Source organism: Geobacter psychrophilus, from assembly GCF_056821595.1.
Map to the genome: position 1 here is coordinate 1,548,971 of NZ_JBXDTU010000004.1, position 24,838 is coordinate 1,573,808.

Here is a 24,838-nt window from a genome sequence, read left to right on the forward strand (position 1 = left end):
GCCGTTCCATTTTAACGGGCATATTCCACTGCCCTGGTTTCGCGGATGACATTAACCTTGATCTGGCCGGGATAGGTCATCTCGGCTTCGATCTTCTTGGCGATATCGCGGGCCATGATCACGGCTGTTTCGTCGGTGACCTGATCACTGGAAACCATCACGCGGATCTCGCGACCGGCCTGGATGGCGAAGGAGGACTGGACGCCTCCGAACGAGGTGGCAATACGCTCCAGCTCTTCCAGACGCTTGACGTAGGTTTCCATCATCTCGCGCCGTGCTCCGGGACGGGCTCCGGACAGGGCATCGGCCGCCTGTACCAACACTGCCAGAACCGTGGTCGGCTTCTCGTCCTCGTGGTGGGCCATGATGGCATGGACGATTTTCGGGGATTCACCGTATTTTCGGGCCAGATCGGCACCGATCACGGCGTGGGAGCCCTCGACCTCATGGTCGACGGCCTTGCCCAGGTCATGCAGCAGTCCGGCACGTTTGGCCTGCTTGACGTTGATGCCCAACTCGGCGGCCATGATGCCGCACAGGAAGGCTACTTCCAGGGAGTGCTGGTACACGTTCTGGGTGTAGGAGGTGCGGTATTTGAGCCGGCCGATCAGCTTGAGCACCTCGGGGTGGATGCCATGTACGCCCAGGTCAAAGGCGGCCTGTTCGCCGGCCTCCTTGATGGAAAGCTCCACCTCTTCAGTGGCCTTGGCCACAACCTCTTCGATGCGGCCGGGATGGATACGGCCGTCGCCGATCAGTTTTTCGAGCGACAGGCGGGCAACTTCCCGGCGTACCGGATTAAACCCGGAAAGAATAACAGCTTCGGGGGTGTCGTCGATAATCAGGTCAATGCCGGTAGCGGCTTCCAGGGCGCGGATATTGCGGCCTTCGCGGCCGATGATGCGCCCTTTCATTTCATCTGACGGCAGCGGTACGACCGACACGGTACGTTCGGCCACATACTCGCCGGCATAGCGCTGGATGGCGAGCGCCATGATCTCCTTGGCCTTTTTGTCTGCAGTTTCGCGGGCTTCCTCTTCGATCAGGCGGATGATTTTGGCGGCATCATGCTTGGCCTCATCCTCCATGACGTCCATCAGCTCTTTCTTGGCTTCCGAAGCAGACATGCCGGAGATGGTTTCCAGCTTTGCCTTCTGCACATCGGCAGCCTTTTTCAGTTCTTCTTCCTTGTGCCCAAGCGACTGTTCTCTCGTAGTAACAGACTGCTCTTTCTTGAGGATATCCAGTTCCTTCTGTTCAAAGATGGCTACTTTTTTGTCGAGGTTCTCTTCTTTCTGCTGCAGGCGCTTTTCAAGGCTCTGGAGATCTTTTTTCTTTTCCGTCATCTCCCGTTCATGGCCGGCCTTTGCTTCTAATGCAAGATCCTTTGCTTTGAGTTCAGACTCTTTGGTGATGGTGTCTGCTTCGCGGCGTGCATCGTCGATCATTTTCGCGGCCAGTTCCTCGGCCTGTCGAACGATGGAGCCTGAATCCTTCTTGTTTGACTTGCTGCCTGCCAAATAGGCCCCGACAACGGCTACCAGCAGTGCAATAACGACTCCGATCAATACTCCCATGTCCATATCAATAACCTCCTTTATGTGAATCCGGGCCATCGGGATGGCGCCGGTTACTTCCTCTGCCCCTCAAAATGCGAAGGTCTGTCAGTGTACTACATGGATGACGCGCCGGTCAGTAACGACCAGTTCCATCCGTATGTCATGCCCCTCGGCCGGAATGGCCCCTTCGATCAGCTGGAAATCGTGGCACAGTCCAATCAGGTGGGCCCTCCTGCCGGGATGCTGCAGGAACCGGTCATAAAAACCCTTGCCGTAACCGATCCGGTGGCCGGAGAGATCAAAGGCAACGCCGGGAACAACAATCAGGTCGGGCTCGTCTGCCAGGTGATCGCAGCCGGTTGAACAGGGTTCCAGGATGCCGAAACTGCCCTCGGAAAGACTTTCCAGGCCTTCAACCTGTCGAAATACCATGCGGTCGTCACAGACGGCCGGATACAGCACCCGTTTGCCGGCTGCGAAAGCCACTGCCAGAATATCGGCGGTATCGGTCTCATTGTGGGCCGGCGCATACAGGGCAATACAGTTGGCCCGCCTGAATTCCTCAAGAGAAACAAGCCGTTGCTGGGCCAACTGGCTGGCGGCTCGCCACTGGTCGTGGCTGAGGGCCCGGCGCCGGGCCAAAATGTTCTGGCGGAGCGTTCGCTTGGGCATAAGTCTTTTAGTAAGTTAGAAATTATTTCTGAGGCATTAATGCAGAAATAATTTCGTTAACTTACGTATCCTGTTTATCAGGGTTAGGGCACAAAAACGGGGTAATGCCCGGAGAGGTGTCCGGGAGGTCGGTCAGGGAGGATGAAAGTGGGGGAATGGCTCGTAAGTGCCGTGGATTGAGGGTGGTTCTCGGGTCCCTGTGCTTGAGCGATTCCTTCCTTTCCGTGATGGATATATTCAGCGGCTTTCAGATGCCGGCAAACAGCACTGCTATGCTGGCAAATCAGTTTTTACCGATTGAGGCTTCTAAGAATATATAATCAAGTCTCCCTGAAGAGACCGTGTAAAACCAGTTATCCCGAAAACAGCAGTGTTGCCTTTCCGGGTTATATATGATCAGTCTATTTCGAGCCTCGCGATGATTCGGCGAAGCCTGTCCGCGACGACCTGTTCCGATTCGCGCATGTCACTCAGGTTGAGCATTTCCTCGGTCGTGTTGAGCAGGGCCAGCGTCAGGACCAATTGGGCATCACCGCTCTTGAGGGCGCTGCCGATCTCCTGCAGCCTGGTATTGACGTAGGTCTCGACCGCCTGAACCCGTTCAGTCGGGGCCGAACTCCTGACCGATATTTCCCGTCCTAGGACCCTGACAACATGGGCTGTCTTCATGCGGAGTCGCCTACAATCACCGACCTAGTTGTCATTGCGAAGGCCTCCGTTGACCTGAACCTGAAAAGGATGGAAAAGATCGTTATCACAGCTATCTTCTGCTTCATCGCAGAATCTAACTCTAATGTACTAAATACCTTCCAGCTTGCCAAGGATTGCATCTACACGTGCTTTGAGACCTTCCCGCTCAGACTGGAGCCGGTGGTTTTCTTCAGCAAGACGGTTGTTTTCATCTTTAAGGGCAGTGTATTTTTCCAGCAGGCCGTTGACCTTGTTTTCGAGTAATTCAAGTAGTTCCTGATTCATAGTTTCCAATTCCTTTCGGGGGACATTACTGTAATCACTTGCAGCCGAGAAGTCAAGTCCTAATTGCGCGAAATCGCGGGGTTCGTTGGCAGCGGAGCGCGTAGAGGAGCCGTCTTTGCTAGACCTGGAAAAGGGCATCCGTGAACTCCCGCGGATCGAAATCACGCAGGTCATCGATCGACTCGCCGACACCGATATAACGAATCGGCAGGGCAAATTCATGGCTGACCGCCACCACGATACCACCCTTGGCGGTTCCATCCAGCTTGGTCAGGGCGAGACCGGTTACGCCGGCCGCCTCCTTGAAAAGACGGGCCTGCGAAACCGCATTCTGTCCGGTGGCGGCATCCAGCACCAGCAACGTCTCATGGGGGGCGCCCGGGATTTCACGGTCGATGACGCGGCGGATCTTCTTCATTTCTTCCATCAGGTTGACCTTAGTATGCAGCCGGCCGGCCGTATCGACGATCAGGATATCTACCTGGCGGGCCAGGGCGGCCTTGCAGGCATCAAAGGCAACCGCCGACGGGTCGGCACCCTCTTTATGACGGATGACATCGACCCCGCTGCGCTCTCCCCAGGCTTCCAGCTGCTCGGCGGCAGCCGCCCGGAAGGTGTCTGCGGCAGCCAGCAGGACCTTGGAGCCCCCGGCGGAATAGCGTGACGCCAGTTTGCCGATGGTCGTGGTTTTGCCGACGCCGTTGACGCCGATCACCAGCAGCACAAAGGGGCGCTGGCCGGTCATATCTAGAACCCCGTGGTGGGCTTCCAGGCGGCTGAGAATTTCTTCCTTGAGCGCTGCACGCAGCGCCTCACCGTCTTTCAGCTCATTGCGGCCCAGCCGTGTCTCCAGGGTGCGAATCAGTTCGACCGTGGTCTTGACGCCAATGTCAGAGGTAATCAGGATCTCCTCCAACTCCTCCAATGTATCGGCGTCAATCTCCTTTTTGCCCAATACCAGCGCATCGATCCTGCCGACCAGGCCGTCTTTGGTCTTCTTTAAACCCAGCTTGAGACGTTCGAAAAACCCGGGCTCCCCCTTCGGTTTTTCCTGGACAGCGGCAGGAGCTCCTGATGGCGCAAGCGGCTGATCGGCAGTCTCAGCCGCTTCATCAACCGCTGACGAAATACCGCCAATCTTGTCCATCAACCCACGGAAAAAACCTTTTTTACCCTGATCTGTCATCAGATCTCCTTCTTCAGTTCTGCAATTGCGCTGCGAAAGTGATACAGCGCCAGGCCGCGCGGACATTTCCTACCAACGCTTACCACCAGGGAATAGTCCTGGTCGATGCAGCCGATGATCAGATGACCATCGGTTGACGTGATCACCACATCCTCGACCTCACCAACCCGGCCGCTGTCATGCAGCTCTTTGAGCCGCGCCAGAATAATGCCCTTGTGAGCGGCGACAAAACGGATATCATAAGGGTCGCAGTGGCAGTATTCCTGCACCGCCTCCCCCTCCCAGTCCACCAGAATGGCACCGATGGAATCGGGTGTGCGGTCAACCAGTGACTTCAGAACATTTAGGAATGGCATATCTCCTCCGAGGTTCATGGCATACGGCTGTCAGCAATGTCGGGAGTGCAGCGCCCCAAGCATTCCAGCCTGTGCCTGTGTATAGTTTCAGTGCAGCCGGACCGACACCACTTTCGATGCTCCCGGTTCTTCCATGGTAATGCCGTAGAGCGTATCGGCAACCTGCATGGTGGCTTTGTTGTGGGTAATGATTATAAACTGCGAGACGGCGCACATCTCGCGGACCATATCGTTGAAACGGCCGATGTTGGCGTCGTCCAGCGGCGCATCGACCTCATCCAGCAGACAGAAAGGGGTCGGCTTAATCAGGAAGATCGAGAAGATCAGCGCTACGGCGGTCAGCGCCTTTTCACCGCCCGACAGCAGGGTCACGTTCTGCAGCTTTTTCCCCGGCGGCTGAACAATGATATCAATGCCGGTTTCCAGCAGGTCCTCTTCGTTGGTCAGCCGCAATTCGGCCTTTCCGCCACAGAACAACCGCGGGAAGACTTCCTGGAATTTGGCATTGACCAGGTCATAGGTTTCCTGAAAACGCTGCCGGGTGGTGCGGTTGATGCGCTGGATGGCCTGCTGGAGGCTGCGCAGCGAATCCTCCAGGTCCTCTTTCTGGGCTGACAGGAAGGTGAAACGCTCCTCCATGCCGGCACACTCATCGATGGCCATCAGGTTAACCTCGCCCATCTCGTCCAGCAGCCGCTGCAGGTCGGTCTGTCGAGTCCTGCGGACGACCTCATCGAATTCGACCGCTTCCAGCCTTGCCACCGCCTCGACCATGGTAACGCGGCTTTTCTCCAGCAGCCCTTGCTCCAGATGTTCGGCATGCATGCTTACGGTGGAAAACCTCAGATTGAGTTCGGCCTGGGACTGACGCACTCCGTCGCTCTCCTCGCGCAGCTGTCTGGCAAGTTTTTCTGCATCCGCCAGAGCGATGCCTGAGGCTTCGTAGGCGCTACGGACATCTGCCAGCCGCGTTTCAGCAGTCATCTGCTGTCGCAGCAATCCTTCCAGCCGACCTGTGCCCTCATTGATGGCAGTCTGCAGCTGCAGGCGCTCGGCAGAACCCTTTTGCGTATCCTCATGGTCAGTTGACATGCGCCGGAGGAGATCCTGAGACTGCTTCTCCAGGTCGGCGATACCGCGCAGATAGGCTTCATGCTGTTCCCGCAGGGTAGCCGACTGCACCCGGATGGTGGTGACCCGCTCGCGAACCGCTGCCAACTGCAGCCGGCGTGTATCGAGCCCGGATTTGAGGCTGGTCACGCCCTGTTCCAACTCCTGAGAGGAACTGCCGACCTCGGCCAGCCGTTCCACGGCCTGCTTCAATTCGGCCTCCAGAGTCTGCCGCTCTTCCTGGAGGTTTTCCGACTCCATAACCTGAACCGTCAGCCGCTCTTCAACCCGGCCGATCTCGTCGGCCGCCTGCTGACGATCCTTTCGCAGACCGGCCAGTTTGAGTTCGGCCTGATGCAGCAGTGCCCCCGCCGCTTTAAGTCCTTCCGCCACTTCCCGGGCTTGCTGCTGCAGGTCGCCCCGCTCTTTTCCCAGCTGCGCGACCTCCTGTTCCAGGGATGCCACCCGTTCCTCTAGGTCCTTGAGCTCCCGTTTCTTATGGATGATGCCCTTCTGGACCTGATCAACGGAACCACCACTGACAATGCCCCCCTGGGAGACCAGGTCACCGCCGCGGGTGACAAAGGAAAGCGCCGGATGCGATCGGGCCAGCTCGATGGCCTGCGGAATGCTCTCCACCAGCATGACGCCACTCAGCAGATGCCGGACCAGACCCTGGCACGAGCCGGAGGTCCTAACGAGATCGGCCAGCGGCGTGGCACCATCCAGGACCACTGTCGGCAGCTGCTCGCATTCCAGGGGTAAGGCCAATCCAACCCGGCCGCCGTTGCTTTCCTTGAGAAACGCAAGCGACCGCAGGACATTGGCCTCTTCATCGCACACAATGCATTGCAGATAGTCCGCCAGGGCCGCTTCAACAGCCGCTTCCAGTTCCGGGGCGGTCTCGATGGCATCCGCCAGCAGCCCGCTAAATCCCGGACGCAGCTCTTTGGCAGCCATCAGGTTTTTGACCCCCTGGCCGTACCCGGCAAAGCGGGCCTCCAGCTCTTTCAGGGAGTGCAGACGGGACGAGGTCAGGTTCAGCTCGTCACGCCGCGCCTGCCAGGCCTTTTCCAGCTCCGGCAAACGGCTCTTCAAATCATCTTCGCGGCCCCGCAGGCCGGCGATCTCTACCTTGAGCGCTTCCTGGCCCTGCTCAGTCCCGCCAACCTCGCTGTCCAGGGCCAGCGTGCGCCGTTGCGCCAGCTCCAGGCGTTCAGCCAGCTGCAGCCCCTCACGGGAATGACGCTCCAGACGCTCGGCCACACCCGCCAACCGTTTCTGGGCGTTTTCCTGGCGGCTTTTGAACTGGGCCGATTCAGCCAGGGCTTCAAACAGCTCCTTGCGACGCCCCTCCAGCAGGCGATTCAACTCTTCCTCGGCCTGCTGATGAACAGCCAGCTCTTCTTCGGCCTGCTGCAGATTATCGTTAATGGTTGCCGTTTCAACCGCGGAGGTATCCCGGCGCAGCTCCAGCAATTCACGCTGCGCAACGCATTCCTTCAGACGGGTATCCAGTTCTCCGGCCTCTAATTCCAGCCGCGACAAACGCCCTTCCAGACCGGCCAGTTCCTTGCGCTGGAACTCCAGCGCATGTTCTGCGGTGCTGAATTCGCTCCTGACGCGATAAATCTCCTCCTGGGCGGCGTTCAGCAGCTTTTCCGCCTCCAGCAGCCCTACGCGGGATTCCTCCATCCTGGATTCGGCCAGAGCCGAGGCGGCAAACACCTCGCGGATGCGATCATTGAGTGCTACCAGCTCTCGCTCGGCAGCCAGACGCTGGGCCTGTGTCTCGCAATACTCGCGGGCGGTGAAGAGCAGTTCGATCTCGCGCAATTCGTCCCGGAATTCGCGGAATTTTTCGGCTTTTTTGGCCTGTCGCTGCAGTGATGCCAGCTGACGGCGGATTTCTCCCAGCACATCCGCCAGGCGCGCCAGGTTATGGCGGGTGGACTCGATCTTCTTGAGGGCCAGCTGCTTGCGCGATTTGAACTTGGTAACACCGGCCGCCTCCTCGATCAGGAAGCGCCGTTCTTCCGGCCGTGAATGGAGGATCTGGCCGATCTTGCCCTGTTCGATAATCGAGTAGGCCCGGGTTCCGACCCCCGTATCCATGAACAGCTCGGTGATATCCAGCAAACGGCAGGGGGTCTTGTTGATCAGGTAGTCGCTCTCACCATCGCGATAGAGTCGGCGGGTGAGCTGGATTTCGGCATAATCCAGATATTTGGCCGGCGCACGCCCGTCCTCGGTCGAGAACACCAGGGATACTTCGGCAACCCCCAAAGGACGCCGATTTTCACTGCCGGCAAAGATCACGTCCTCCATGGATTTGCCGCGCAGGTGCTTGGCAGATTGCTCCCCCATGCACCAGCGGATCGCATCCACGATGTTTGACTTGCCGCAGCCGTTGGGACCGACCACGCCGGTCACCTCCTGCTGGAAATCAAGCACCACCTTGTCGGCGAAGGATTTGAATCCTGATATTTCAAGTCGTTTGATTTTCATGAATTGCGTACTTTATCAGAGGGGATGAAGACATGTCCAGCGGGATATTCTGTAAACAGTAGAGGATATGAGAACGCCCTCTGAAAACAGGTTTCAGGGGGCGGTTTTTTGGATTTCAGTGCCCTTGAGTCGCGATGAAGAGAGTGATCTGCAGGATCACAGAGCGGCCTGCCTTTGCTGTCGAGTCTGCGTCATTGGCCAACCCAGCTAAAGCCGCTCGCTCCCGTAGAAACGGATGATTTGCTGCTGTAGTAGTGCTCCTGCTTTCTCCAGAGCAATTGAGTGGCATAGTCCAGAGTCGTTTTGAGGTCCTGAAGGTTTGCACATGAGTGACGATTGGCGATTCTGTTCAAAACCTTACAGGTGATGACCGGATTTGTGTACCACGGCATATGCCTCACTTCCTTTCTATAATAGTCTGTACTAAATAAGCTGCCTGCCAAGATCAGATGAATTCAATGGGTGCGTGTCTTATATAAAGCATATTATGTGCCAGCTGCGTGGATTGGGCTAACTGCATTGAATTTCAGTGAATCTGCCGGCGCCAAGGGCTGGCCTGTTGGGATTCTTTACAATAATGGTTGTGCTGCTGTCGGGATTTTTTACAGCATGGGCTTCAACCTCTGCCTGACCGCTCTTTTTGCGTGACTGTACGGTGTTGTAATGCTATGGAATTACGCACGACACGGAATCACTATACGCAGGCACATCGCCGTACCAACTGAAATGTAAGGAGCTGTCCGGATGAACCACATCCTGTTGCTTGTGCTGATGTTCTGCGGCGGCATCGCCATCGCCTTCCAGCCCTCCATCAACGGCCGCCTGGCCCAGAAGATCGGTACCTTTGAAAGCTCCTGCATCTCCTTTGCAGTCGGCACACTATTCCTGGTCGTATTGGTGCTGGTCGCCGGCAAGGGGTCATTGAAGGGGGTCGCACACGCCTCCTGGTGGGAACTCTCCGGCGGCGTACTAGGCGCCTTTTTCGTCACCATGACCATCGTGGCCATCCCGCGCATCGGCACCACCGCAGCCATGGCCGCAGTCATCGGCGCGCAGCTGACCACCGGCGTTCTGCTGGACCATTTCGGTTTGTTCGGTTTCCGTACCATCCCGCTCGACAGCAAGCGGGCGATCGGTGTCGCCTTGCTGATGGCCGGCGCCGGCCTGATCATCCGGAAATAGCTGCAGTGCTGCGCCGCGTCAACCAGCCTTGAACAGCAAAAGGGAGGAGGCCTTGTCCCTCTGCTCGCCCCATATACGTGATATACTGTCGGATATGAGGTGATCGCCATGAAACTTCTCAGGACTAAAATATGGGCCTGGTACGATATCGGGCTGTTGAAGGGGTGTGTACTGCTCTTCGGTATAATTGTGGGGGCTTATTTCCATGAGCAAATCATGCCGTATGCCGGGGTGCTGCTTGCAGCAGCGGTCATCCTGGCTATCCGGCCGACCTACGTTTATTACAGGGATTAAACGGGCTTCTGTCCTCATGCGACCATAGCGCCAGAAATAAAAAAGGGGCTACAGATAAACTGTAACCCCTTGATTTTATGGTGCGCCTGGAGCGATTCGAACGCCCGACCTACGGATTCGTAGTTTGCAAAATGGCACTATAAACCCTCCTACTCCGTTCTATCTTCTTCTGTATACTCTTGACAATCAATAACTTGTCACATATTCTTGTTCTACGTAATTCATTGACCCTATATTGACCCTATAAGAATGTTTGACCCTATGTTGACCCTACGCAATGGAATGGAGGGAAGCCATGAAGAAAATCAAGCTGACCGATACCGAAGTTGAAAAGTTACCTTTTGCAGACAAGGGCAAGCAGGTTGATTATTATGATGCAGACCTGGATGGTTTCGGCTTGCGTGTCTCGGCCACCGGCAAGAAATACTTTGTCCGTGCCATGATCGCGGGGCGGCGTGTCAGGGTCATGATGAAGAGTGTCAAGCTGACCACGGCCACAGATGCCCGTAGAGATGGCAGGATTAAGCTTGGAGAAATGGCCGGGGGCATTGATCCGAACGAATCAAAGCGACAGGCACGGCAACAGGCAGAAGAGGGCAAACGGCAAGGAATCACATTACAGAAGGCACTTGATGAATATGTGATAAAAGGCAAGCTGAAACCTCGCACCGTGACAACTTATCAAGACCTGTTCCGGTTGTATCTTTCTGACTGGCTGGATAAGCCAGCGGCAGACATTTCCCGTGACATGGTGAAAGCTCGACACGCCGACATTGCCAGTGGTAAGCGGCAACGGCAAGCACTCACAAAAGAAATTGACAGCAAGAAGGGTCTCAAGGACAAACCAAAGTTGAAAGCAGTTACACCTCTTGACCCGAAGCGCAAAGAGGCGGCAGCTGATAATTGCATGAGGACACTCAGGGCCGTTTTGAATTATGCCTTTGAAGATGAAGAGGGCGGCACTCCCTATGCTAACCCCGTCACCATACTTTCAAGCAGGAAAAGGAAAGCATGGTTCAAGGTTGACCGGCGGCGAACACTTGTCAAAAACAGTGACCTTCCTGCTTGGTATAAGGCTGTGACAGGATTGGATAACAGCATAATGACCGACTACCTGCGTTTCTTGCTCTTCACCGGCCTACGGCGGCAAGAAGCGGCAACACTGACATGGAAACAAGTAGATTTTGAAGAGGGCTGTTTCACGATCACTGACACCAAGAACAAGACGCCCCACTCTCTGCCATTGTCTGACTACCTGTACAAGCTCTTAAAAGACCGGCAAGAGGGCCTGAAAACAGAATTGACTGAAGCGAAAGCGTCACTTGCTGGATTTGATAAAATGAACTTGAGACAACAGCAGGCAGCACATAACAGGCTTGCCCTGGCAGAGTCCCGGCTTGCTTCTCCCTATGTGTTCCCCGGTGAAGGAAAGACGGGGTATATCGTAGAGCCGAAACGTGCTATTGACGAAGTGACAGCAGCCACCGGAATAACATTCTCATGTCACGACCTGCGGCGAACCTTTGCCACCCTTGCTGAAAGTCTTGACTTGTCAAGCTACACGGTAAAGGCTCTCTTGAACCATAAACAGCAGACCGGAGACGTTACAGGTGGATATATCATCCTGAATGTTGACCGACTGCGGGAACCTATGCAGAAGATAACCAACGCGCTTCAAGAACGAATCAAGGTGCAGCATGGACAAGTTATACAGATCAAGGGCAATGCAGCATAGATAGTTTTCGATTTCCGGGGATAGGGTCGCTCCTGAACGCTGGTATCTCCACCAGCTTCCCCGGATTTATCTGGAGACCGTGAGGAGAAACGGACATGACACTACCAGAGAGGCATTGGTTCACTGTTGAACAACTGGCAGAAAGATGGGGAGTACCAGTTGACCGGATTAGACATTATGCCGAAGAAACAGGCCAACTTAACTACGCATGGGGTATGCCAAGCTTAGAAGGTGATCCGCATCCTTGCGTTATAGAAACTTATGGGGGGAGAGACTGTTTTCTGTTGCGAGAAGTTGAACGCTTTGAAAAAGAAAATGGAGTGGTTGTTATCCCTACAGCCAATGAATCTATAACAGCATCAAGTGGGCGCAACCTTTCTGATTCAGATAATCCAAAAGCTGTTGGAACTTTGCTTAAGCTTGTGGCAACTATGGCAATCAAAGGTTACAGCTATGACCCCAAAGAGAAGAAAAGCACCATACCTACTGATATTGTTGATGACGCTAGTTCGTTAGGAATTACAATTGATGTGAAAACCGTTCGTGAGTGGTTAAGAAAAGCTGTTGAGCTTACTGTACGTGAAAATCCATAATGATTACAGCTTGCAAACGGTAATTACCGAATAACAAACGGTAGTTACCGTACAGTGCAAAACATATCTGTTTTTCTCTGTCTCCATAGAAGTTAATCAAACGAGACAGGAGACAGAACATGAAAACGACACAACACTCCACTGCATTATCGCCCCCCGAATCATCCTCGCCGCCAACAGATCAAAACAACAAAGTCATTGCCTTTTCAGTGACCGTACTCACCACCCCCGAAGCAGCAGCATATTTACACATTCAACCAACCACCCTTGAACAGTGGCGCTGGAACGGCAGAGGACCACGCTTTATCAAGATGGGGCGATCCGTCCGGTATCGTATTGCCGACCTTGACGCATTCACAGGTGAAAGAATTTTCGGCAGCACGACTGAAGCACAAGCGGCAGCGTAAGGGGATCGGCCATGACAACGAGTCAACGAGCATTTGAGACTGAGAGTATCGACCTTGCATCCTACCTGGCTGCATACGGCGTAACCCCTATAATTGGACAGGCTCCAAGCGGTTCCCGTGCGCTCTTCACCTTCGCCGAAACACCCGACTTGCTGGCAGCGATTGTTGACTATGAAAGAGGCGCACTGCTCCCGGCCAAGCGCCTACTGAATGTCAGATCATGGTTGTATCGTCAAGCTTCCGAGATGGTGAAGCGAGGTGGGCGGCAATGACTGAATTCAGCACAATTGGTGTTTACGACCTCCGCACAGAGGCAGGGAAAAAGGCAAAGAGTACCGGCCAAAGGTTGAACCAGCGTAATAAATGGAACAAGCAAGAATGTCTTGATTACCTGAAGCTCGGCACTATGCCGGAAAGGTTCACCCCGGTTGTCATCGACAATCAGTTACCCATGTTTGACAGCACGCCCGATACAACCCCCGTTAAAACGTCTGTTGAGCCTGACGAAATTCCCTTTGACGATAGTGACCCTATACAGCTTGAACCACTTAAGACACCGTTAGCAGCAACAGACAATACCCCCGCCCCACTTAAGACCCCTTTACCAGCTGAAAAACCTCAAGGGAAACAGAAGGCCGTGCTTGCCAACGGTCGAAACACAAAGAGTCTTCCATCGTTCGACAAGTGGTTTTGTCAGATATTCCCGAAAGACATTACCTATCCGGCGTGGAAATACCTGTCAAAGACGGCAACCGATGTGGCCAACATTTGCAGGGCAAAGAGCAACAGGGCGGCACATGCAAACGAGAAGGATTCAACAGGACGCCCTGTTTTTTCTTTCACGTTCGCTGAAGCTGAAACCGTATTCAACATACCCTCTAAAACTTTCACTGATGCAATTAAGCGAGTTATTGAAATAGGCTTCATGGAGTGTTCACGGCCTGGAGGATTAGTAAACGGGGCCAGTGTCCCGGCTTTGTATCGACTTTCAGATAAGTGGAAAACATGGGAACCGCCTGAAAGGGATAATTCCAATATAGAGAAAGCAAGGGCAGCAAGAAAACAGAAGCCGAATAAAGGCACCTTAAGTGCGTACGCTAAAGGCACCTTAAGTGCGTACGCTAAAGGCACCTTAAGTGGTGAAGGTGGAAAAGTGACAAATTCCGCTAAAGGCACCTTAAGCGATAACCCCTATTTTCCCACTTAAGGCACCTTAAGACATTCTATATCTCTAGCCATGTACCACCAGAAAAGCAGGGGAAGCATGAAGGAGAAAAGCACGTGAAGAATTGCCAGAAGATCAAAAAAGGAAATCGACCACAGACACCTGATGAACTGTCAGTAATGACGAGTCTTTTATCTGGCCTCAAGAAGATCAGGAAGACAGTCACAAGGAAACATCCGTCCACTTCGTCAGAGTCCGGTAGACACGTTTCCACCACTTACCCCATACCATGACAAGGAGTCATCTAATGAACATACGATTCAACCTCAAAGATGGAGAAAACATTTTGTTACGTGGTGACCAGTTCAATTATGAAATCTGCAAGATCAACCACAGCACCAATGAAGAGACAGAACAGGTAACTGAAAATATTGTGCCGTGGAAATTCTTTCAATCACTTCCTCAAGCCCTGAGCAAATTACTCGACTTGAAAATACGATCCAGTGAAGCAACCAGCTTGAAAGAGCTTGCCTCTGATCTGGAGGCAGCGAGAAATGAAATCATGTCTGTATGGTCAACTACAATCAAAGGAGGGGTAAAGAAATGAGTAAATCAAATCAAGATCGAATTGCAAAGGAAGTGGATTTTTTCTCTACGGGATCAATGCACTACCATCGTGTCGATCGCGTTCGCCTGAATGGTCATGAGTTGGTAAACATCAGCGAGTTCACCTGTCACCCTGATAAGCATGGTTCTGTCATCAGCGTGAAGCTTCAGGACGTGAAACGGTTGGCCGCTGCTCTTACCCTTGCAGCTGAAACTGATTTACCAGATACATCGAGTACAAGACCGCCTGCATGGAAAGTACCTTACCAGAAGCCGAACCCGCCAGCACCATCACGAAAAAAATCAGCAAAGAGGAAAACCCGGGCAAGAACACCCGCCCCCGTATTAAAGCCGAATGCACTGGGGAAAGTGCCAGCTCGCAAACCGGCCAGCGTCATAGTGGTTGATGGTCTCCCCGGCCAGCCTCAGGAGCAAAAACCAGCGCCTCTTGAATGATCATACAGGCATGTGCAAGGCGGCAAGCTCTCAAGACACCCCCTCTTTTCTTGTCGCCTTTTTTTCTCACCAGTTCTTTTGCCTATCGAATCACCTTCATTCTAATTCCTCTCAATCCCTTATCTCATGCAGGTTTAAATATATATTGGTACCGACATTTATTTGACGCTATCTGTTTTGCATTACCCCTCAGAGTTGAACAAATGCAGCATTAACTATATAGTTAAGAGTTTATTTAAAGCGGGTTTTCCGCCCGTTTCAGGCGCTTATCCGCTCTACTCCTTGCCATAATATACCTGACTGTCAAAACAGGCTGAATCCGGCGAAGCTCTCAGAGGGTTATCCTTTCAGTGGGGGTGGCTTCGGTGTCAGGTTTCGCCTGCTCTTGCTCCATTCGTTCCTGCTGTAGCTTCACTGATAGATGTTTCACCACTTCCTCTTGTTGCTCCGGTGTCATCGACTCGATTTGATCCAATAGTTTTGTTGGAAGCTTGAACATGGCAGTTTCCTTTCACCGAATGGTTTGCAGCAATAATTAACTGCCTTCATCTGCATTAATTAGAACCGTATACATATACCCGTTATTATGCGATAGAATTCTAAAATTCAAAACCACTCAGCTTAGGGGGGAATATGAAAAGGTTATTTGTAGGATTGTCGATGCTGTGTTTATGCGGGTGCGCTTCCTCCTCCTCAAACATCAATAGGGTGTCAATAGGCATGAACAAGCAACAGGTAATTGAAGTTATGGGTGATCCGTCTTCAGTAAGCGCCATGCAGGGTAAGGAATATCTGAATTACGCCTTGGCTGAAACGTCAGAGGATATGATACATGGCAGAACCACCCCATACTATGTGCGTCTGATCGAAGGCAAGGTTGATGCTTACGGGCGGCATGGTGATTTCGGAACTACTCAAATGACACCTCAGAAGATCATCATTGAACAAACTATTGAGCGTAAATAATCTCTGACCTGTTTGTAAGATATTTGAAGGCCTGTCACGGAGGTTGTCACCATGTCAGCAAAGATGATTGCAGCGATTGCGGGTGGTTTTGTTTTGCTGGTGGTTGCTTCCGGTCTGTGGCTTTTCCGGTATGCTCCGCTTGGAAGTTTTGAAGGAAATGGCGGTGGTGTGTATGTCTACGATAGATTCAACGGAAATACATTCTGGATGATTGGTGACCAGAGGATTATTGTGAAGTCTGTACCATATAACGCTTCAGTTTCAGTGCGATAATTTCAGCAGAAAAAGAACCGCTCTCTTCAAAATTTCTGGGAATTTTTTCCGGCAGACACATTGCTTGAACTCAACGCCGCCCAATAATCAGGGGGGCAAGCTTTATGTGCGTACAGGAAACAAGCAAGTGGGGGGAGGAGGTACGCAGCGGCAAGGGGGGGAGTGGGGGGGGTCTGATGCCCCCCCTTCTTCCTGGGGGACAGGAGAGAGATTTAGCAAAAGGCAAAGGCAGGGGGTAGAGTGTAACAAGGCTGCACCCTGGCAGAGATCGGCGGTGGCCTCCTGTACCCCTTCAGTGTACCCCGGTGACCTTCTGTCTTGTGATCCGGGCCGAGTGAGACAATGCAGAAATGAGAAGGCCGGAACCTTTGCGGAACCGGCCTTCGTTCTGTGTTTGACTTCCTTTGCTTCGTTACGCGCCGACAGGTATTAGATCCTCAGCTTCAAGTAAGGTCTTTTCAATGTCCTTGAGACAGAGAGACAGACCATTCAATTCAACAGCGGTGAATGAAGGCGATTGCTCAAAATCTTTAACGGCTGTGACCTTAGAGAGAAAGGCGGCTTTGTGGCTGGCATCGGCAATCTTACAGTTCATTTCAACGTTCATAGTGTATTCCTCCTCCTGCTATATGTTTAAATCTGATGACCACCGTAATGAATTAAAAACGGCTTGTCAACACGTAACATGCTGTTTTTGCTCTGAATTATTATTCATAGTCTCTGAATCAGAGAAGCTGAATTTCAACGTCAGTATTGATCCCTTTCAGCAGGGGTTTTCTACCTTGGAAAAGAATTTAATTCAGAAACACTGAATAAAAAAAGAGCCGAAAACCTGTAAATAGGAATTCGGCCCTGAATAATTATTTTCCCTACCTGTGACCCTATATTGACCCTACGAAGGGCAAAAAAAGCAAAAGGGCTACAGAATAAACTGTAACCCCTTGTTTTTATGGTGCGCCTGGAGCGATTCGAACGCCCGACCTACGGATTCGTAGTCCGTTGCTCTATCCAGCTGAGCTACAAGCGCAAAACGATATTGTCCGGTCAAGAAGTAGAATAATTAGCAAATAATCCGAGCTTGTGCAAGCTAAATTTTACATGATGGAGAAATTGACCCGCAACTGGGGAACCGGCCGGCACGTAATGCTACCCGTTTGCATCGTAAAGCGGGTATGCTAGACTATGATAAATGTGACAATAACAGGATCAGGGAGGTATACCATGCTGGAGCTGCTTGAAAAAGTTGTCATGACGACAATCGGTGTAGCGGCCATTACCCAGAAGAAGGCTGAAGAGCTGGTGGCGGAAATGAAGGAGCGCTACAAACTGAGTGAGGATGAGGGGAAACACCTGGTTGACCGGATCCAGGAGATTGCCAAGGAAAACAGGGAAAAGGTCATGGAGATGGCCGAAACCGAAGTAAAAAAGGTCGTCGACCGCCTGGGCCTGGTTTCCAGAGAAGAATTCGACCGGCTTTCCAAGCGTGTTCAGGAGCTGGAATCCAGCTGTAACGACTAGCTCTATGCTCAGGTTTCTGAAGATCAACCGCAACATACGCAGCATCAGGCGCTATCTGAACATCGTTCGCGTGCTCAGCACCTACGGCTTTGACCAGGTCCTCGAGATGCTGGGGCTGGCCGATATGGTGGTACGCAGCCGGCGCCTGTTCCGGCGCTCTCTGCCCGATCTGGCCAGGCTGACGGCCGCCGAGCGGATGCGACTGGCCCTGGAGGAGTTGGGGCCGACCTTTGTCAAGTTGGGGCAGATTCTCTCTACCCGGCCGGATGTCATCCCGCAAGCCTTTGTGCGCGAGTTTGAAAAACTGCAGGACGATGTCCCCAGCTTCCCGTTTGAAGAGGTGCTGGTTCAGATATCCACCGAACTGGGTGGCCCCGTCGAGCAGTTCTTCGCGGCGATCGATCCCACCCCCCTGGCGGCGGCATCGATCGCCCAGGTGCACCGGGCCCGCCTGATCAGCGGCGAGGAAGTGGTCATCAAGGTGCGGCGGCCCCGTATCGTCCAGATCGTCGAGTCAGACATCAGCGCCCTGATGGCCCTGGCCAGTCTGGCCGAGCGGCACGTATCCGGAAGCGAAATCTATGATCCGGTCGGCGTGGTGCGTGAATTTGCCCGCACCATCCGCCGGGAAATGGATTTCTCACGCGAAGGGCACACCATCGAGAAGTTCCGGGACAATTTTGCCAAAACCCCCTGGATGTACTTCCCCCGCGTCTACTGGGCACAGACCTCCCGCGGCATCCTGACCATGGAGTATATTGCCGGCGTCAAGGTGTCCGACCAGGATAAACTCATCGACCAGGGGCTGGACGGAAAACTGATTGCAAAGCGCGGATCGGATGCCTTCCTGGAGATGGTGCTCACACATGGATTCTTCCACGGCGACCTTCATCCCGGCAATCTCCTGATCCTTCCGGACAACGTGATCTGCCTGCTGGATTTCGGTATCGTGGGGCGCCTGGATGAAAGCCTCAAGACCTTCCTGACCGATATCCTCTCGGCCATCGTCAATCGGGATATGGATGAGATCGTCTCGCTGCTGCTCTTTGCCGGCGACATCTCGGACTCCCTGGATATCCGGGCCCTGAAACGCGATCTGTTCAATTTCATCGACGGCTACTACGAAATCCCCCTTAAGGAAATTGAAGTCGGCCGCATGCTGATGGAGTTCATTGAAATCATCACCCTCTACAATATCAGGATACCGACCGACTTGATGCTGCTGGCCAAATCGCTGGTGCTGATCGAGGGAATGGGGCGGTCACTCGACCCGGCCTTTGATATGGTAGAGCATCTGCGCCCCTTCATCGTCAAGGCGCTCCGCCAGAAATTCTCCCCCCGGCGGGTTACCCGCGACATCAATCAGCTCCTCTTCTCGTACCTGAACCTGGCGCGCAACATCCCGCGCGACCTGAAAGAGATCATCAACCGCATCAACCGCAACAAGTTCAAGATCGACCTGGAACACCGCGGCCTGGACAAATTCACTGCCGAGTTCGACCGTTCCATCAACCGCCTCTCAACCAGCATGATCCTGGCGGCCATGATCATCGGCTCCTCGATCATCATGCAGACCGACAAGGGGCCAAAATTCATGGGCTTCCCGGTACTGGCCTTTATGGGGTACACTGTGGCGGGGATCGTCGGTCTCTGGCTGGTCTACGCCATCATCCGTTCCGGCCGGATGTAGGGTGGTTCCGCTTTCATTGCTGAGATGAAAAGACACCCTTGCCGTACCAATCGTTATGATGTAATCTCCATCCATATATTTTGCACAAGGGGGACACATTAGATGGCAAGTCTTAATAAAGTTATGCTGATAGGGAATCTGGGCAAGGATCCGGAAGTGCGTTTTACCGGTTCGGGCCAGGCTGTGGCAGGATTCTCCCTGGCAACCAGCGAAAAATTCAAGAACAAGAGCGGTGAGTGGGAAGAACGCACCGAGTGGCATAACATTACACTCTGGGGCAAACTGGCCGAAATCGCCGGTGAATACCTTTCCAAAGGCAAGACCGTGTATATCGAAGGGCGCCTGCAGACCAGAAAATGGCAGGACAAGAGCGGCAACGACCGTTATACTACTGAAATTGTCGGCGACAAGATGCAGATGCTGTCACCCAAGGGTGAAAGCCGCCGCAACAATGACGTCACCTCCGAACCGACCAATGGCGGCGGCAGCAATTATGAAGAGCCCCCCTTCCAGGATGACGACATTCCCTTCTGACCCAGGAATAACACAAAACTGCAAACAAAACGCCGTAACCATCCGTGGTTACGGCGTTTTTGTCTTTACAGTCTTTTATTGTGTTGGGCACAAAAGTGCACGTTGTAAGGTGACACGCGGGCAATATCCCTCTGCCTTTTTACATTTTTCTTGACAAGTTTCCCTGTTGAGGCAACTATGCTCGCGTATACAGCATAGTTACATACAGTGATAATCCGATAATACTAAACCATTCGCAAGAATGGGACGGAAAGCCTACAGGGTCTCATAGAGACAGCCGGGTCGCCGAAATATCCAAAAGATATTCGGCCCCGGTTTTTTTTGTGCCATCACTTCGTATCCAAGGACCTTAACCCATGTGCCGAATCATTCAGCTGTTACCCTTAACCCATACGCTCCGTCTTATAGCTCTTTTTGCCGTCATAATGACTATCAATGGATGCGCTATGACGAGAAGCGTTCAAGAGGAATACCAGCCTGTTTCACGACATGTGGATGAATACATCGAACGCAATGAATTTTCTGTTGCAAAAGGTGATGATGTTGTTGGCCGGTTGAGATTCATCCGCCTGAAAAAGGGGGATACGCTGCCGGATATTGCCAGGCATTTCAGCCTGGGACTCAATGGGGTCAGTGCAGCTAATCCGGGGGTGGATATATGGGTACCTGAGGCCGGAGAACGTATTATCCTGCCTCTGAATTTTATTCTGCCGGATGCCCCCAGAAAAGGCATCGTGATCAACCTGGCCGCAATGAGGATTTTTCAGTTTAAAGGTAACAGTGAGTCACCGGCGGTAGTGACCTTCCCGGTAGGCGTCGGCACCGAAGAGCGCCCCTCGCCCATGGGGCAAATGCATATTGAGCGCAAGGTACACCGGCCGACCTGGCATGTGCCCACCTCAATTGCCAGGGATCACCTCAAAAAAGGTGATCCCCTCCCCGCTGCAGTTCTGCCGGGACCTCAAAATCCCCTGGGCGAATACGCGCTCTATTTAAGCAAGCCGAGTTATCTGATCCATGGCACCAATAAACCGGCCAGCGTTGGTCTTCGGGCGACCAATGGCTGCTTGCGTCTCTATCCGGAAGATATAAAAAAGCTCTATGAGAACACTCCGGTCAAAACACCGGTGAGCTTTGTTAACCAGCCATATCTCCTGGGTCTAAGCAATGGGGTGGTGTACCTGGAAGTGCATGGGTCCACGGAGGACCTGGACACTGCCGAGCTTGATAAGGTCTACAAAAGATTGCGAACCCTTGAAAAGGAATCAGGGCGCACGCTTGACTGGAGTAATGTCAAGAAAGTATTGGCCGAGGCACGCGGGATTCCCGTTCCTGTCTTCGAATTCAGGCCGGGAAGTGGAAAAGGGGTTGCGGAACCCAAGGAAGTCAGGCACCCGGGCGAATTACTCGGCAGACCGAAGATAGCAGAACTGAAACCGGATGCCTGGTCTGTTGTGGCTGCTGACCTGCGTGACGAGACGGATGCCGTGAGGCTTTCCGCCATTATCAACCACCAGGGTCCGCAAATCCCGGCCAGGGTGATAGCAAAGGACTCCGGCTACCGTGTTGTTGCGGGGCCTTTCACGGATATCAAAGAGGCCAAAGATGCAATCAAACGCTTGAAAATTGATCTGGAACTGGATGCCAGATTGATTGAACCTGTCAGGAAGAAATAGTCGAGAGAGGGGAGGTGAAAAACGATGAAGAAGAATCTTTTGGTGATCTCATTGATGCTTGTTCTTGCTGCTACGTTTGGAGGTTGTGCAACAACAGGTGACCTTGAGAAAGTTCAGTCGCAGCAGATGATGACCGGAGCAAAAGCCGATCAGGCCGCGCAGGATGCTCAGGCTGCCAAGGCGGCAGCTGATGCGGCCACGTTAAAGGCAGAGGCGGCTGCAACCCGGGCAGAAAATGCCCTCAAGATGGCAGAAGAACGGGCGAAGATCGCCGATGAAAAGGCGAATATCGCAGACGAAAAGTCGAAGATGGCAGATGAAAAGGCGAAAAAGGCTGATGACATTTTCCGCAAATCAATGCGGAAGTAAGTCAAGTTCATGGTGAGCTGCTGACTTTGACGTCAGGGCTCCGGAAAGGAAGTGGCAGGGTTTGATGCTCTGCCGCTTCCTTTATGCTTCCGTCAAAGGATGAAGAGGATGAGTGAGTTGAGAATCTTTCCGCCGATTAGAGGCAAGAAGCAACGCAGGATGGCTTGGCATCTGAACCTGTTCTTTGCCTGCATCCTGCTGGCGCCCATGCTGTTTTGCGGCTGCAGTCATAATGATGGATTCCAGGCCAAGGCGACCTTTACAGAAGCGAATGATTTGTTCAGCCAGGGAAACTACACAGCCTCTCTGGGCAGATATCAGCAGATACTTGAAAAAGAGCCCGCGGCGGGAGACCGGGTGCTGTTCGAGATGGGTATTATCCATGCGTATCCCGGGAATGAGCACAAGGATTACCAGAAGTCCCTGGAATGTTTTCAGAAACTCATCAAGGATTACCCGGGGAGTGGATACCGGAAGGATAGTGAGTTGATGGTATTCAACATCACGAATGTCATTCTCAAGGATACAACGATTACAACGCAGCAGAAACATATCGAGACGCTCCAGCAGGAGCTTAAAAGCAACGGGAATGAGATTCATTCACTGCAAAAAAGGATTGAAGCGCTTGAACAGGAGGTTGCAAGCAAAGAAAACGGGATTATTGCACTGAAAAAAGAGGTTTTCTCTCTCCAGAAGGGACCGGTAGACAGGATTCTGATTGAAAAGAAAGATCGACGATTGACGTTGATCTCAAAGGGCAAACTGCTCAAGACCTACCAGATCGCCCTGGGTGGAAACCCGAATGGTCCCAAGGAACGGCAGGGAGATAACAAAACCCCGGAGGGGACCTACGTTATCGATTCAAGGAACAAGAACAGCCGTTATCACCTGTCACTTCATATTTCCTATCCAAACGAAAAAGACAGAAAACGGGCAAGAGAACTGGGTGTTTCTCCGGGCGGCGACATCATGATCCACGGCATCAAGAATGGATTATCGTGGGTCGGTGATTTGCACACAGAGGTTGACTGGACAAAAGGGTGTATTGCCGTTACAGACGAAGAAATCGAGGAAATCAACAAATTAGCGCCAAATGGTACGATCGTTGAGATACGGCCATGAAGACAGGCTGGAGAGCAGTGATTCGCTGATAAGCGTAACCGGTTGTGGCTACGCATTTTTGTCCTTACCGTTTCAATCAATAAGCAGGCATGGCCGCTTCCAAGTTAATTAAAATTCCAGCTACAAAACCCCTCGACAGTGCTACACTCTACATAGCAGTACAATGAAAGTCATCCGCTCGCAACGTAACGGCCAGCGCTGTTTTCGGCCGGATATGAGGAGTAGCACCCATGAAAATTCTGATCGTACTGACATCGCACGACAAACTGGGAGACACCGGCCGGAAAACCGGTTTCTGGCTGGAGGAATTTGCCACTCCCTATTATGTATTCAAGGATGCCGGCGCTGCCATCACCCTGGCGTCCCCGAAAGGGGGACAGCCGCCCCTGGATCCGAAGAGCGCAGAATCAGATTTCCAGACCGCGGCTACGGAGCGGTTCAATGCCGATGCCGAAGCACAGGCAGCCCTGGCGCACACCGTCAAACTGAGTGAAGTTTCACCCGATGACTACGACGCAATGTTTTACCCCGGCGGCCATGGCCCCTTGTGGGACCTTGCGGAAGACAGGCACTCCATCTCCCTGATCGAGTCCATGTTTGTCCAAGGCAAGCCTGTAGCCGCAGTGTGCCACGCACCCGGGGTATTTCGCAACACCAGGCTGCCTGACGGTACGCCGCTGGTGCAGGGAAAATCCGTCACCGGCTTTACCAATTCGGAGGAAGAGGCTGTTGGCTTGACGGGAGTCGTGCCGTTTCTGGTTGAAGATGAATTGCGCAAAAACGGCGGGAAGTATTCCAAGGGTGCTGATTGGCTGCCGTATGCCGTCCGTGACGGCAGCCTGGTCACCGGCCAGAACCCCGCTTCGTCAGAGGCCGTGGCGCAGGCGCTACTGGAACTGCTTAACCTGTGAGGGGCACCACCTTTTGCACAAAGGAGACAATCCATGAACAGCAGAGATGAATACGTCCGCAAGATGCAGGCAAAACTGGAAGAATGGAATACCGAAATCGACACGCTCTCCGTCAAAGCCGGCAAAGTCACGGCCGACGTCAGGCACGAGTATGGTGAGCAGATCGAGGCGCTGAAAGTGAAGCAGGCCGTTGCCCGGCAAAAGATCGAGGAGCTTCAGCATTCCGGCGAACACGCCTGGAAGGATCTGAAGGCAGGCATCGATCTGGCCTGGACCGCCATGGGCGAGGCCATCGACTCGGCCAGATCCCGCTTCAAATAACGCTGCACAGCAGAGGTGAGCCATGAACACAGCCCCCGTGGTAGAGGTTTTCTTCGACTATATCTGACCTTGGTGCTACCTGGGTACCGTGCGTACCGAGCGTTTGCAGCGTGAATACGGGGTCCGGCTGCAGTGGAGCGTTTTTCCGCTCCACCCTGAAACCCCACAGGAAGGGATGGAGCTTTCCGAACTTTTCAGCGGCCGCGAGGCCGAGATAGAGGCCATGCAGGTGCGGCTGTCCAACGCGGCTGCGGCTGAAGGGCTGCCGCTGGCACGGCGGACACGCACCTGCAACAGCCGGCTGGCCCAGGAGCTGGGTAAATGGGCCGAGTCGCGGGGGGCGGGCGACCTCTTCCGCCATGCCGTATACCAGGCCTATTTCGTCGAGGGATACAACCTGGCGCTGGTTGAGGTGCTGCTGCGGATCGCCGGGTCCGTCGGACTGCCGGCCGATGAAGCGCAGGCGGTCCTTGCGGAGCGGAGCTTTGAGGGAGCGGTGGATGCGGACTGGCACCGGGCCGGCGAACTACACTTAACCGCCGTGCCGACCCACCTCTGTAACGGCAAGCGGCTGACCGGATTTGCTCCCTACGATGATTTCGTACGGCTGATCGGGAAAGGGTGATTACGGCAGGTCCGGCATGAAACCGATAT

General features: G+C 53.3%; 29 protein-coding genes, 1 tRNA gene and 1 riboswitch. Of the genes, 20 read left to right on the plus strand and 10 right to left on the minus strand.

Annotation, left to right across the window (positions count from 1 at the left end; translation table 11 throughout):
• Positions 1-11: 11 nt before the first annotated feature.
• The 7 genes from rny to smc form a co-directional block, all read right to left on the minus strand.
• Positions 12-1,577, minus strand: coding sequence for a ribonuclease Y (gene rny / locus ACOCF6_RS09555; protein ID WP_482463314.1), 1,566 nt, complete (start codon positions 1,575-1,577; stop codon positions 12-14).
• 87 nt (positions 1,578-1,664) lie between these two features.
• Positions 1,665-2,231: a 5-formyltetrahydrofolate cyclo-ligase gene (locus ACOCF6_RS09560; RefSeq protein WP_482460157.1), complete on the minus strand. Its 567-nt coding sequence runs from the start codon at positions 2,229-2,231 to the stop codon at positions 1,665-1,667.
• Between the two features lie 396 nt (positions 2,232-2,627).
• Positions 2,628-2,900, minus strand: coding sequence for a cell division protein ZapA (locus ACOCF6_RS09565; RefSeq protein WP_482460158.1), 273 nt, complete (start codon positions 2,898-2,900; stop codon positions 2,628-2,630).
• Between the two features lie 129 nt (positions 2,901-3,029).
• Complete coding sequence (gene zapB, locus ACOCF6_RS09570; RefSeq protein ID WP_482460159.1) at positions 3,030-3,206, minus strand: cell division protein ZapB; 177 nt, start codon at positions 3,204-3,206, stop codon at positions 3,030-3,032.
• Positions 3,207-3,324: 118 nt separating this feature from the next.
• Complete coding sequence (ftsY, locus tag ACOCF6_RS09575; protein WP_482460160.1) at positions 3,325-4,392, minus strand: signal recognition particle-docking protein FtsY; 1,068 nt, start codon at positions 4,390-4,392, stop codon at positions 3,325-3,327.
• Positions 4,392-4,748 (minus strand): roadblock/LC7 domain-containing protein, encoded by a 357-nt coding sequence (locus ACOCF6_RS09580; RefSeq protein WP_482460161.1) that lies wholly within the window; start codon positions 4,746-4,748, stop codon positions 4,392-4,394. Before ACOCF6_RS09580 ends, ftsY begins: the two co-directional genes overlap by 1 nt.
• An 87-nt stretch (positions 4,749-4,835) precedes the next feature.
• Positions 4,836-8,366 carry a chromosome segregation protein SMC gene (gene smc / locus ACOCF6_RS09585; RefSeq protein WP_482460162.1) on the minus strand — a complete coding sequence of 1,177 codons (3,531 nt, stop codon included), beginning with the start codon at positions 8,364-8,366 and terminating at the stop codon, positions 4,836-4,838.
• A 744-nt stretch (positions 8,367-9,110) separates the two neighbouring features.
• On the opposite strand from smc, the gene ACOCF6_RS09590 reads away from it, so the two are divergent.
• From ACOCF6_RS09590 to ACOCF6_RS09630, 9 genes are all read left to right on the plus strand, one after another.
• Positions 9,111-9,548 (plus strand): DMT family transporter, encoded by a 438-nt coding sequence (locus ACOCF6_RS09590; RefSeq protein WP_482460163.1) that lies wholly within the window; start codon positions 9,111-9,113, stop codon positions 9,546-9,548.
• 108 nt (positions 9,549-9,656) lie between these two features.
• The gene (locus tag ACOCF6_RS09595; RefSeq protein WP_482460164.1) at positions 9,657-9,842 is read left to right on the plus strand and encodes a hypothetical protein; all 186 of its coding nucleotides are present in this window, start codon (positions 9,657-9,659) and stop codon (positions 9,840-9,842) included.
• A 295-nt stretch (positions 9,843-10,137) separates the two neighbouring features.
• The gene (locus tag ACOCF6_RS09600) at positions 10,138-11,577 is read left to right on the plus strand and encodes a tyrosine-type recombinase/integrase (RefSeq protein WP_482460165.1); all 1,440 of its coding nucleotides are present in this window, start codon (positions 10,138-10,140) and stop codon (positions 11,575-11,577) included.
• A 95-nt stretch (positions 11,578-11,672) separates the two neighbouring features.
• Positions 11,673-12,170, plus strand: coding sequence for a hypothetical protein (locus ACOCF6_RS09605; RefSeq protein WP_482460166.1), 498 nt, complete (start codon positions 11,673-11,675; stop codon positions 12,168-12,170).
• A 119-nt stretch (positions 12,171-12,289) separates the two neighbouring features.
• Positions 12,290-12,577, plus strand: a complete 288-nt coding sequence (locus tag ACOCF6_RS09610; RefSeq protein WP_482460167.1) for a helix-turn-helix transcriptional regulator — start codon at positions 12,290-12,292, stop codon at positions 12,575-12,577.
• Positions 12,578-12,588: 11 nt separating this feature from the next.
• On the plus strand, positions 12,589-12,849 hold the full coding sequence (locus ACOCF6_RS09615; RefSeq protein ID WP_482460168.1) for a DUF5659 domain-containing protein: 261 nt from the start codon (positions 12,589-12,591) through the stop codon (positions 12,847-12,849).
• Positions 12,846-13,784: a hypothetical protein gene (locus ACOCF6_RS09620; RefSeq protein WP_482460169.1), complete on the plus strand. Its 939-nt coding sequence runs from the start codon at positions 12,846-12,848 to the stop codon at positions 13,782-13,784. Before ACOCF6_RS09615 ends, ACOCF6_RS09620 begins: the two co-directional genes overlap by 4 nt.
• Positions 13,785-14,049: 265 nt before the next feature.
• Positions 14,050-14,349: a hypothetical protein gene (locus ACOCF6_RS09625; RefSeq protein ID WP_482460170.1), complete on the plus strand. Its 300-nt coding sequence runs from the start codon at positions 14,050-14,052 to the stop codon at positions 14,347-14,349.
• Complete coding sequence (locus ACOCF6_RS09630; protein ID WP_482460171.1) at positions 14,346-14,804, plus strand: hypothetical protein; 459 nt, start codon at positions 14,346-14,348, stop codon at positions 14,802-14,804. The genes ACOCF6_RS09625 and ACOCF6_RS09630 overlap by 4 nt, the downstream gene beginning before the upstream one ends.
• 331 nt (positions 14,805-15,135) lie before the next feature.
• Here ACOCF6_RS09630 and ACOCF6_RS09635 read toward each other — a convergent pair whose 3' ends face one another.
• Entirely contained in the window at positions 15,136-15,303 is a 168-nt protein-coding gene (locus tag ACOCF6_RS09635) for a hypothetical protein (RefSeq protein WP_482460172.1), read from the minus strand.
• A 161-nt stretch (positions 15,304-15,464) separates the two neighbouring features.
• On the opposite strand from ACOCF6_RS09635, the gene bamE reads away from it, so the two are divergent.
• Positions 15,465-15,770 carry an outer membrane protein assembly factor BamE domain-containing protein gene (gene bamE, locus ACOCF6_RS09640; protein ID WP_482463316.1) on the plus strand — a complete coding sequence of 102 codons (306 nt, stop codon included), beginning with the start codon at positions 15,465-15,467 and terminating at the stop codon, positions 15,768-15,770.
• A 51-nt stretch (positions 15,771-15,821) separates the two neighbouring features.
• Entirely contained in the window at positions 15,822-16,043 is a 222-nt protein-coding gene (locus tag ACOCF6_RS09645; RefSeq protein WP_482460173.1) for a hypothetical protein, read from the plus strand.
• Between the two features lie 412 nt (positions 16,044-16,455).
• Here ACOCF6_RS09645 and ACOCF6_RS09650 read toward each other — a convergent pair whose 3' ends face one another.
• Together ACOCF6_RS09650 and ACOCF6_RS09655 are read right to left on the minus strand one after the other, a co-directional pair.
• Entirely contained in the window at positions 16,456-16,650 is a 195-nt protein-coding gene (locus ACOCF6_RS09650) for a hypothetical protein (RefSeq protein WP_482460174.1), read from the minus strand.
• Between the two features lie 343 nt (positions 16,651-16,993).
• Positions 16,994-17,070: transfer RNA gene (locus ACOCF6_RS09655), tRNA-Arg, on the minus strand.
• Positions 17,071-17,264: 194 nt separating this feature from the next.
• Here ACOCF6_RS09655 and ACOCF6_RS09660 point away from each other — a divergent pair.
• From ACOCF6_RS09660 to ACOCF6_RS09700, 9 genes are all read left to right on the plus strand, one after another.
• On the plus strand, positions 17,265-17,561 hold the full coding sequence (locus ACOCF6_RS09660) for a phasin family protein (protein ID WP_482460175.1): 297 nt from the start codon (positions 17,265-17,267) through the stop codon (positions 17,559-17,561).
• 4 nt (positions 17,562-17,565) lie between these two features.
• Entirely contained in the window at positions 17,566-19,251 is a 1,686-nt protein-coding gene (locus ACOCF6_RS09665; RefSeq protein WP_482460176.1) for an ABC1 kinase family protein, read from the plus strand.
• Between the two features lie 102 nt (positions 19,252-19,353).
• The gene (locus tag ACOCF6_RS09670) at positions 19,354-19,785 is read left to right on the plus strand and encodes a single-stranded DNA-binding protein (protein ID WP_482460177.1); all 432 of its coding nucleotides are present in this window, start codon (positions 19,354-19,356) and stop codon (positions 19,783-19,785) included.
• Positions 19,786-19,998: 213 nt separating this feature from the next.
• Positions 19,999-20,075: riboswitch (cyclic di-GMP riboswitch) on the plus strand.
• 156 nt (positions 20,076-20,231) lie between these two features.
• Positions 20,232-21,461 carry a L,D-transpeptidase family protein gene (locus tag ACOCF6_RS09675; protein ID WP_482460178.1) on the plus strand — a complete coding sequence of 410 codons (1,230 nt, stop codon included), beginning with the start codon at positions 20,232-20,234 and terminating at the stop codon, positions 21,459-21,461.
• 24 nt (positions 21,462-21,485) lie between these two features.
• Positions 21,486-21,830, plus strand: a complete 345-nt coding sequence (locus ACOCF6_RS09680) for an Lpp/OprI family alanine-zipper lipoprotein (RefSeq protein ID WP_482460179.1) — start codon at positions 21,486-21,488, stop codon at positions 21,828-21,830.
• 108 nt (positions 21,831-21,938) lie between these two features.
• Positions 21,939-22,952, plus strand: a complete 1,014-nt coding sequence (locus ACOCF6_RS09685) for a L,D-transpeptidase family protein (protein ID WP_482460180.1) — start codon at positions 21,939-21,941, stop codon at positions 22,950-22,952.
• A 230-nt stretch (positions 22,953-23,182) separates the two neighbouring features.
• On the plus strand, positions 23,183-23,863 hold the full coding sequence (locus ACOCF6_RS09690) for a type 1 glutamine amidotransferase domain-containing protein (protein WP_482460181.1): 681 nt from the start codon (positions 23,183-23,185) through the stop codon (positions 23,861-23,863).
• A gap of 33 nt (positions 23,864-23,896) precedes the next feature.
• Positions 23,897-24,184, plus strand: coding sequence for a sll1863 family stress response protein (locus ACOCF6_RS09695; protein ID WP_482460182.1), 288 nt, complete (start codon positions 23,897-23,899; stop codon positions 24,182-24,184).
• Positions 24,185-24,263: 79 nt separating this feature from the next.
• Entirely contained in the window at positions 24,264-24,809 is a 546-nt protein-coding gene (locus ACOCF6_RS09700; RefSeq protein WP_482463318.1) for a DsbA family oxidoreductase, read from the plus strand.
• Positions 24,810-24,838: the final 29 nt, after the last annotated feature.

Bases quoted from the DNA above. Each gene is read 5' to 3' on its own strand.
- rny (WP_482463314.1), bottom strand. From the start codon at position 1,577: ATGGGAGTATTGATCGGAGTCGTTATTGCACTGCTGGTAGCCGTTGTC.
- ACOCF6_RS09560 (WP_482460157.1), bottom strand. From the start codon at position 2,231: ATGCCCAAGCGAACGCTCCGCCAGAACATTTTGGCCCGGCGCCGGGCC.
- ACOCF6_RS09565 (WP_482460158.1), bottom strand. From the start codon at position 2,900: ATGAAGACAGCCCATGTTGTCAGGGTCCTAGGACGGGAAATATCGGTC.
- zapB (WP_482460159.1), bottom strand. From the start codon at position 3,206: ATGAATCAGGAACTACTTGAATTACTCGAAAACAAGGTCAACGGCCTG.
- ftsY (WP_482460160.1), bottom strand. From the start codon at position 4,392: ATGACAGATCAGGGTAAAAAAGGTTTTTTCCGTGGGTTGATGGACAAG.
- ACOCF6_RS09580 (WP_482460161.1), bottom strand. From the start codon at position 4,748: ATGCCATTCCTAAATGTTCTGAAGTCACTGGTTGACCGCACACCCGAT.
- smc (WP_482460162.1), bottom strand. From the start codon at position 8,366: ATGAAAATCAAACGACTTGAAATATCAGGATTCAAATCCTTCGCCGAC.
- ACOCF6_RS09590 (WP_482460163.1), top strand. From the start codon at position 9,111: ATGAACCACATCCTGTTGCTTGTGCTGATGTTCTGCGGCGGCATCGCC.
- ACOCF6_RS09595 (WP_482460164.1), top strand. From the start codon at position 9,657: ATGAAACTTCTCAGGACTAAAATATGGGCCTGGTACGATATCGGGCTG.
- ACOCF6_RS09600 (WP_482460165.1), top strand. From the start codon at position 10,138: ATGAAGAAAATCAAGCTGACCGATACCGAAGTTGAAAAGTTACCTTTT.
- ACOCF6_RS09605 (WP_482460166.1), top strand. From the start codon at position 11,673: ATGACACTACCAGAGAGGCATTGGTTCACTGTTGAACAACTGGCAGAA.
- ACOCF6_RS09610 (WP_482460167.1), top strand. From the start codon at position 12,290: ATGAAAACGACACAACACTCCACTGCATTATCGCCCCCCGAATCATCC.
- ACOCF6_RS09615 (WP_482460168.1), top strand. From the start codon at position 12,589: ATGACAACGAGTCAACGAGCATTTGAGACTGAGAGTATCGACCTTGCA.
- ACOCF6_RS09620 (WP_482460169.1), top strand. From the start codon at position 12,846: ATGACTGAATTCAGCACAATTGGTGTTTACGACCTCCGCACAGAGGCA.
- ACOCF6_RS09625 (WP_482460170.1), top strand. From the start codon at position 14,050: ATGAACATACGATTCAACCTCAAAGATGGAGAAAACATTTTGTTACGT.
- ACOCF6_RS09630 (WP_482460171.1), top strand. From the start codon at position 14,346: ATGAGTAAATCAAATCAAGATCGAATTGCAAAGGAAGTGGATTTTTTC.
- ACOCF6_RS09635 (WP_482460172.1), bottom strand. From the start codon at position 15,303: ATGTTCAAGCTTCCAACAAAACTATTGGATCAAATCGAGTCGATGACA.
- bamE (WP_482463316.1), top strand. From the start codon at position 15,465: ATGCTGTGTTTATGCGGGTGCGCTTCCTCCTCCTCAAACATCAATAGG.
- ACOCF6_RS09645 (WP_482460173.1), top strand. From the start codon at position 15,822: ATGTCAGCAAAGATGATTGCAGCGATTGCGGGTGGTTTTGTTTTGCTG.
- ACOCF6_RS09650 (WP_482460174.1), bottom strand. From the start codon at position 16,650: ATGAACGTTGAAATGAACTGTAAGATTGCCGATGCCAGCCACAAAGCC.
- ACOCF6_RS09660 (WP_482460175.1), top strand. From the start codon at position 17,265: ATGCTGGAGCTGCTTGAAAAAGTTGTCATGACGACAATCGGTGTAGCG.
- ACOCF6_RS09665 (WP_482460176.1), top strand. From the start codon at position 17,566: ATGCTCAGGTTTCTGAAGATCAACCGCAACATACGCAGCATCAGGCGC.
- ACOCF6_RS09670 (WP_482460177.1), top strand. From the start codon at position 19,354: ATGGCAAGTCTTAATAAAGTTATGCTGATAGGGAATCTGGGCAAGGAT.
- ACOCF6_RS09675 (WP_482460178.1), top strand. From the start codon at position 20,232: ATGACGAGAAGCGTTCAAGAGGAATACCAGCCTGTTTCACGACATGTG.
- ACOCF6_RS09680 (WP_482460179.1), top strand. From the start codon at position 21,486: ATGAAGAAGAATCTTTTGGTGATCTCATTGATGCTTGTTCTTGCTGCT.
- ACOCF6_RS09685 (WP_482460180.1), top strand. From the start codon at position 21,939: ATGAGTGAGTTGAGAATCTTTCCGCCGATTAGAGGCAAGAAGCAACGC.
- ACOCF6_RS09690 (WP_482460181.1), top strand. From the start codon at position 23,183: ATGAAAATTCTGATCGTACTGACATCGCACGACAAACTGGGAGACACC.
- ACOCF6_RS09695 (WP_482460182.1), top strand. From the start codon at position 23,897: ATGAACAGCAGAGATGAATACGTCCGCAAGATGCAGGCAAAACTGGAA.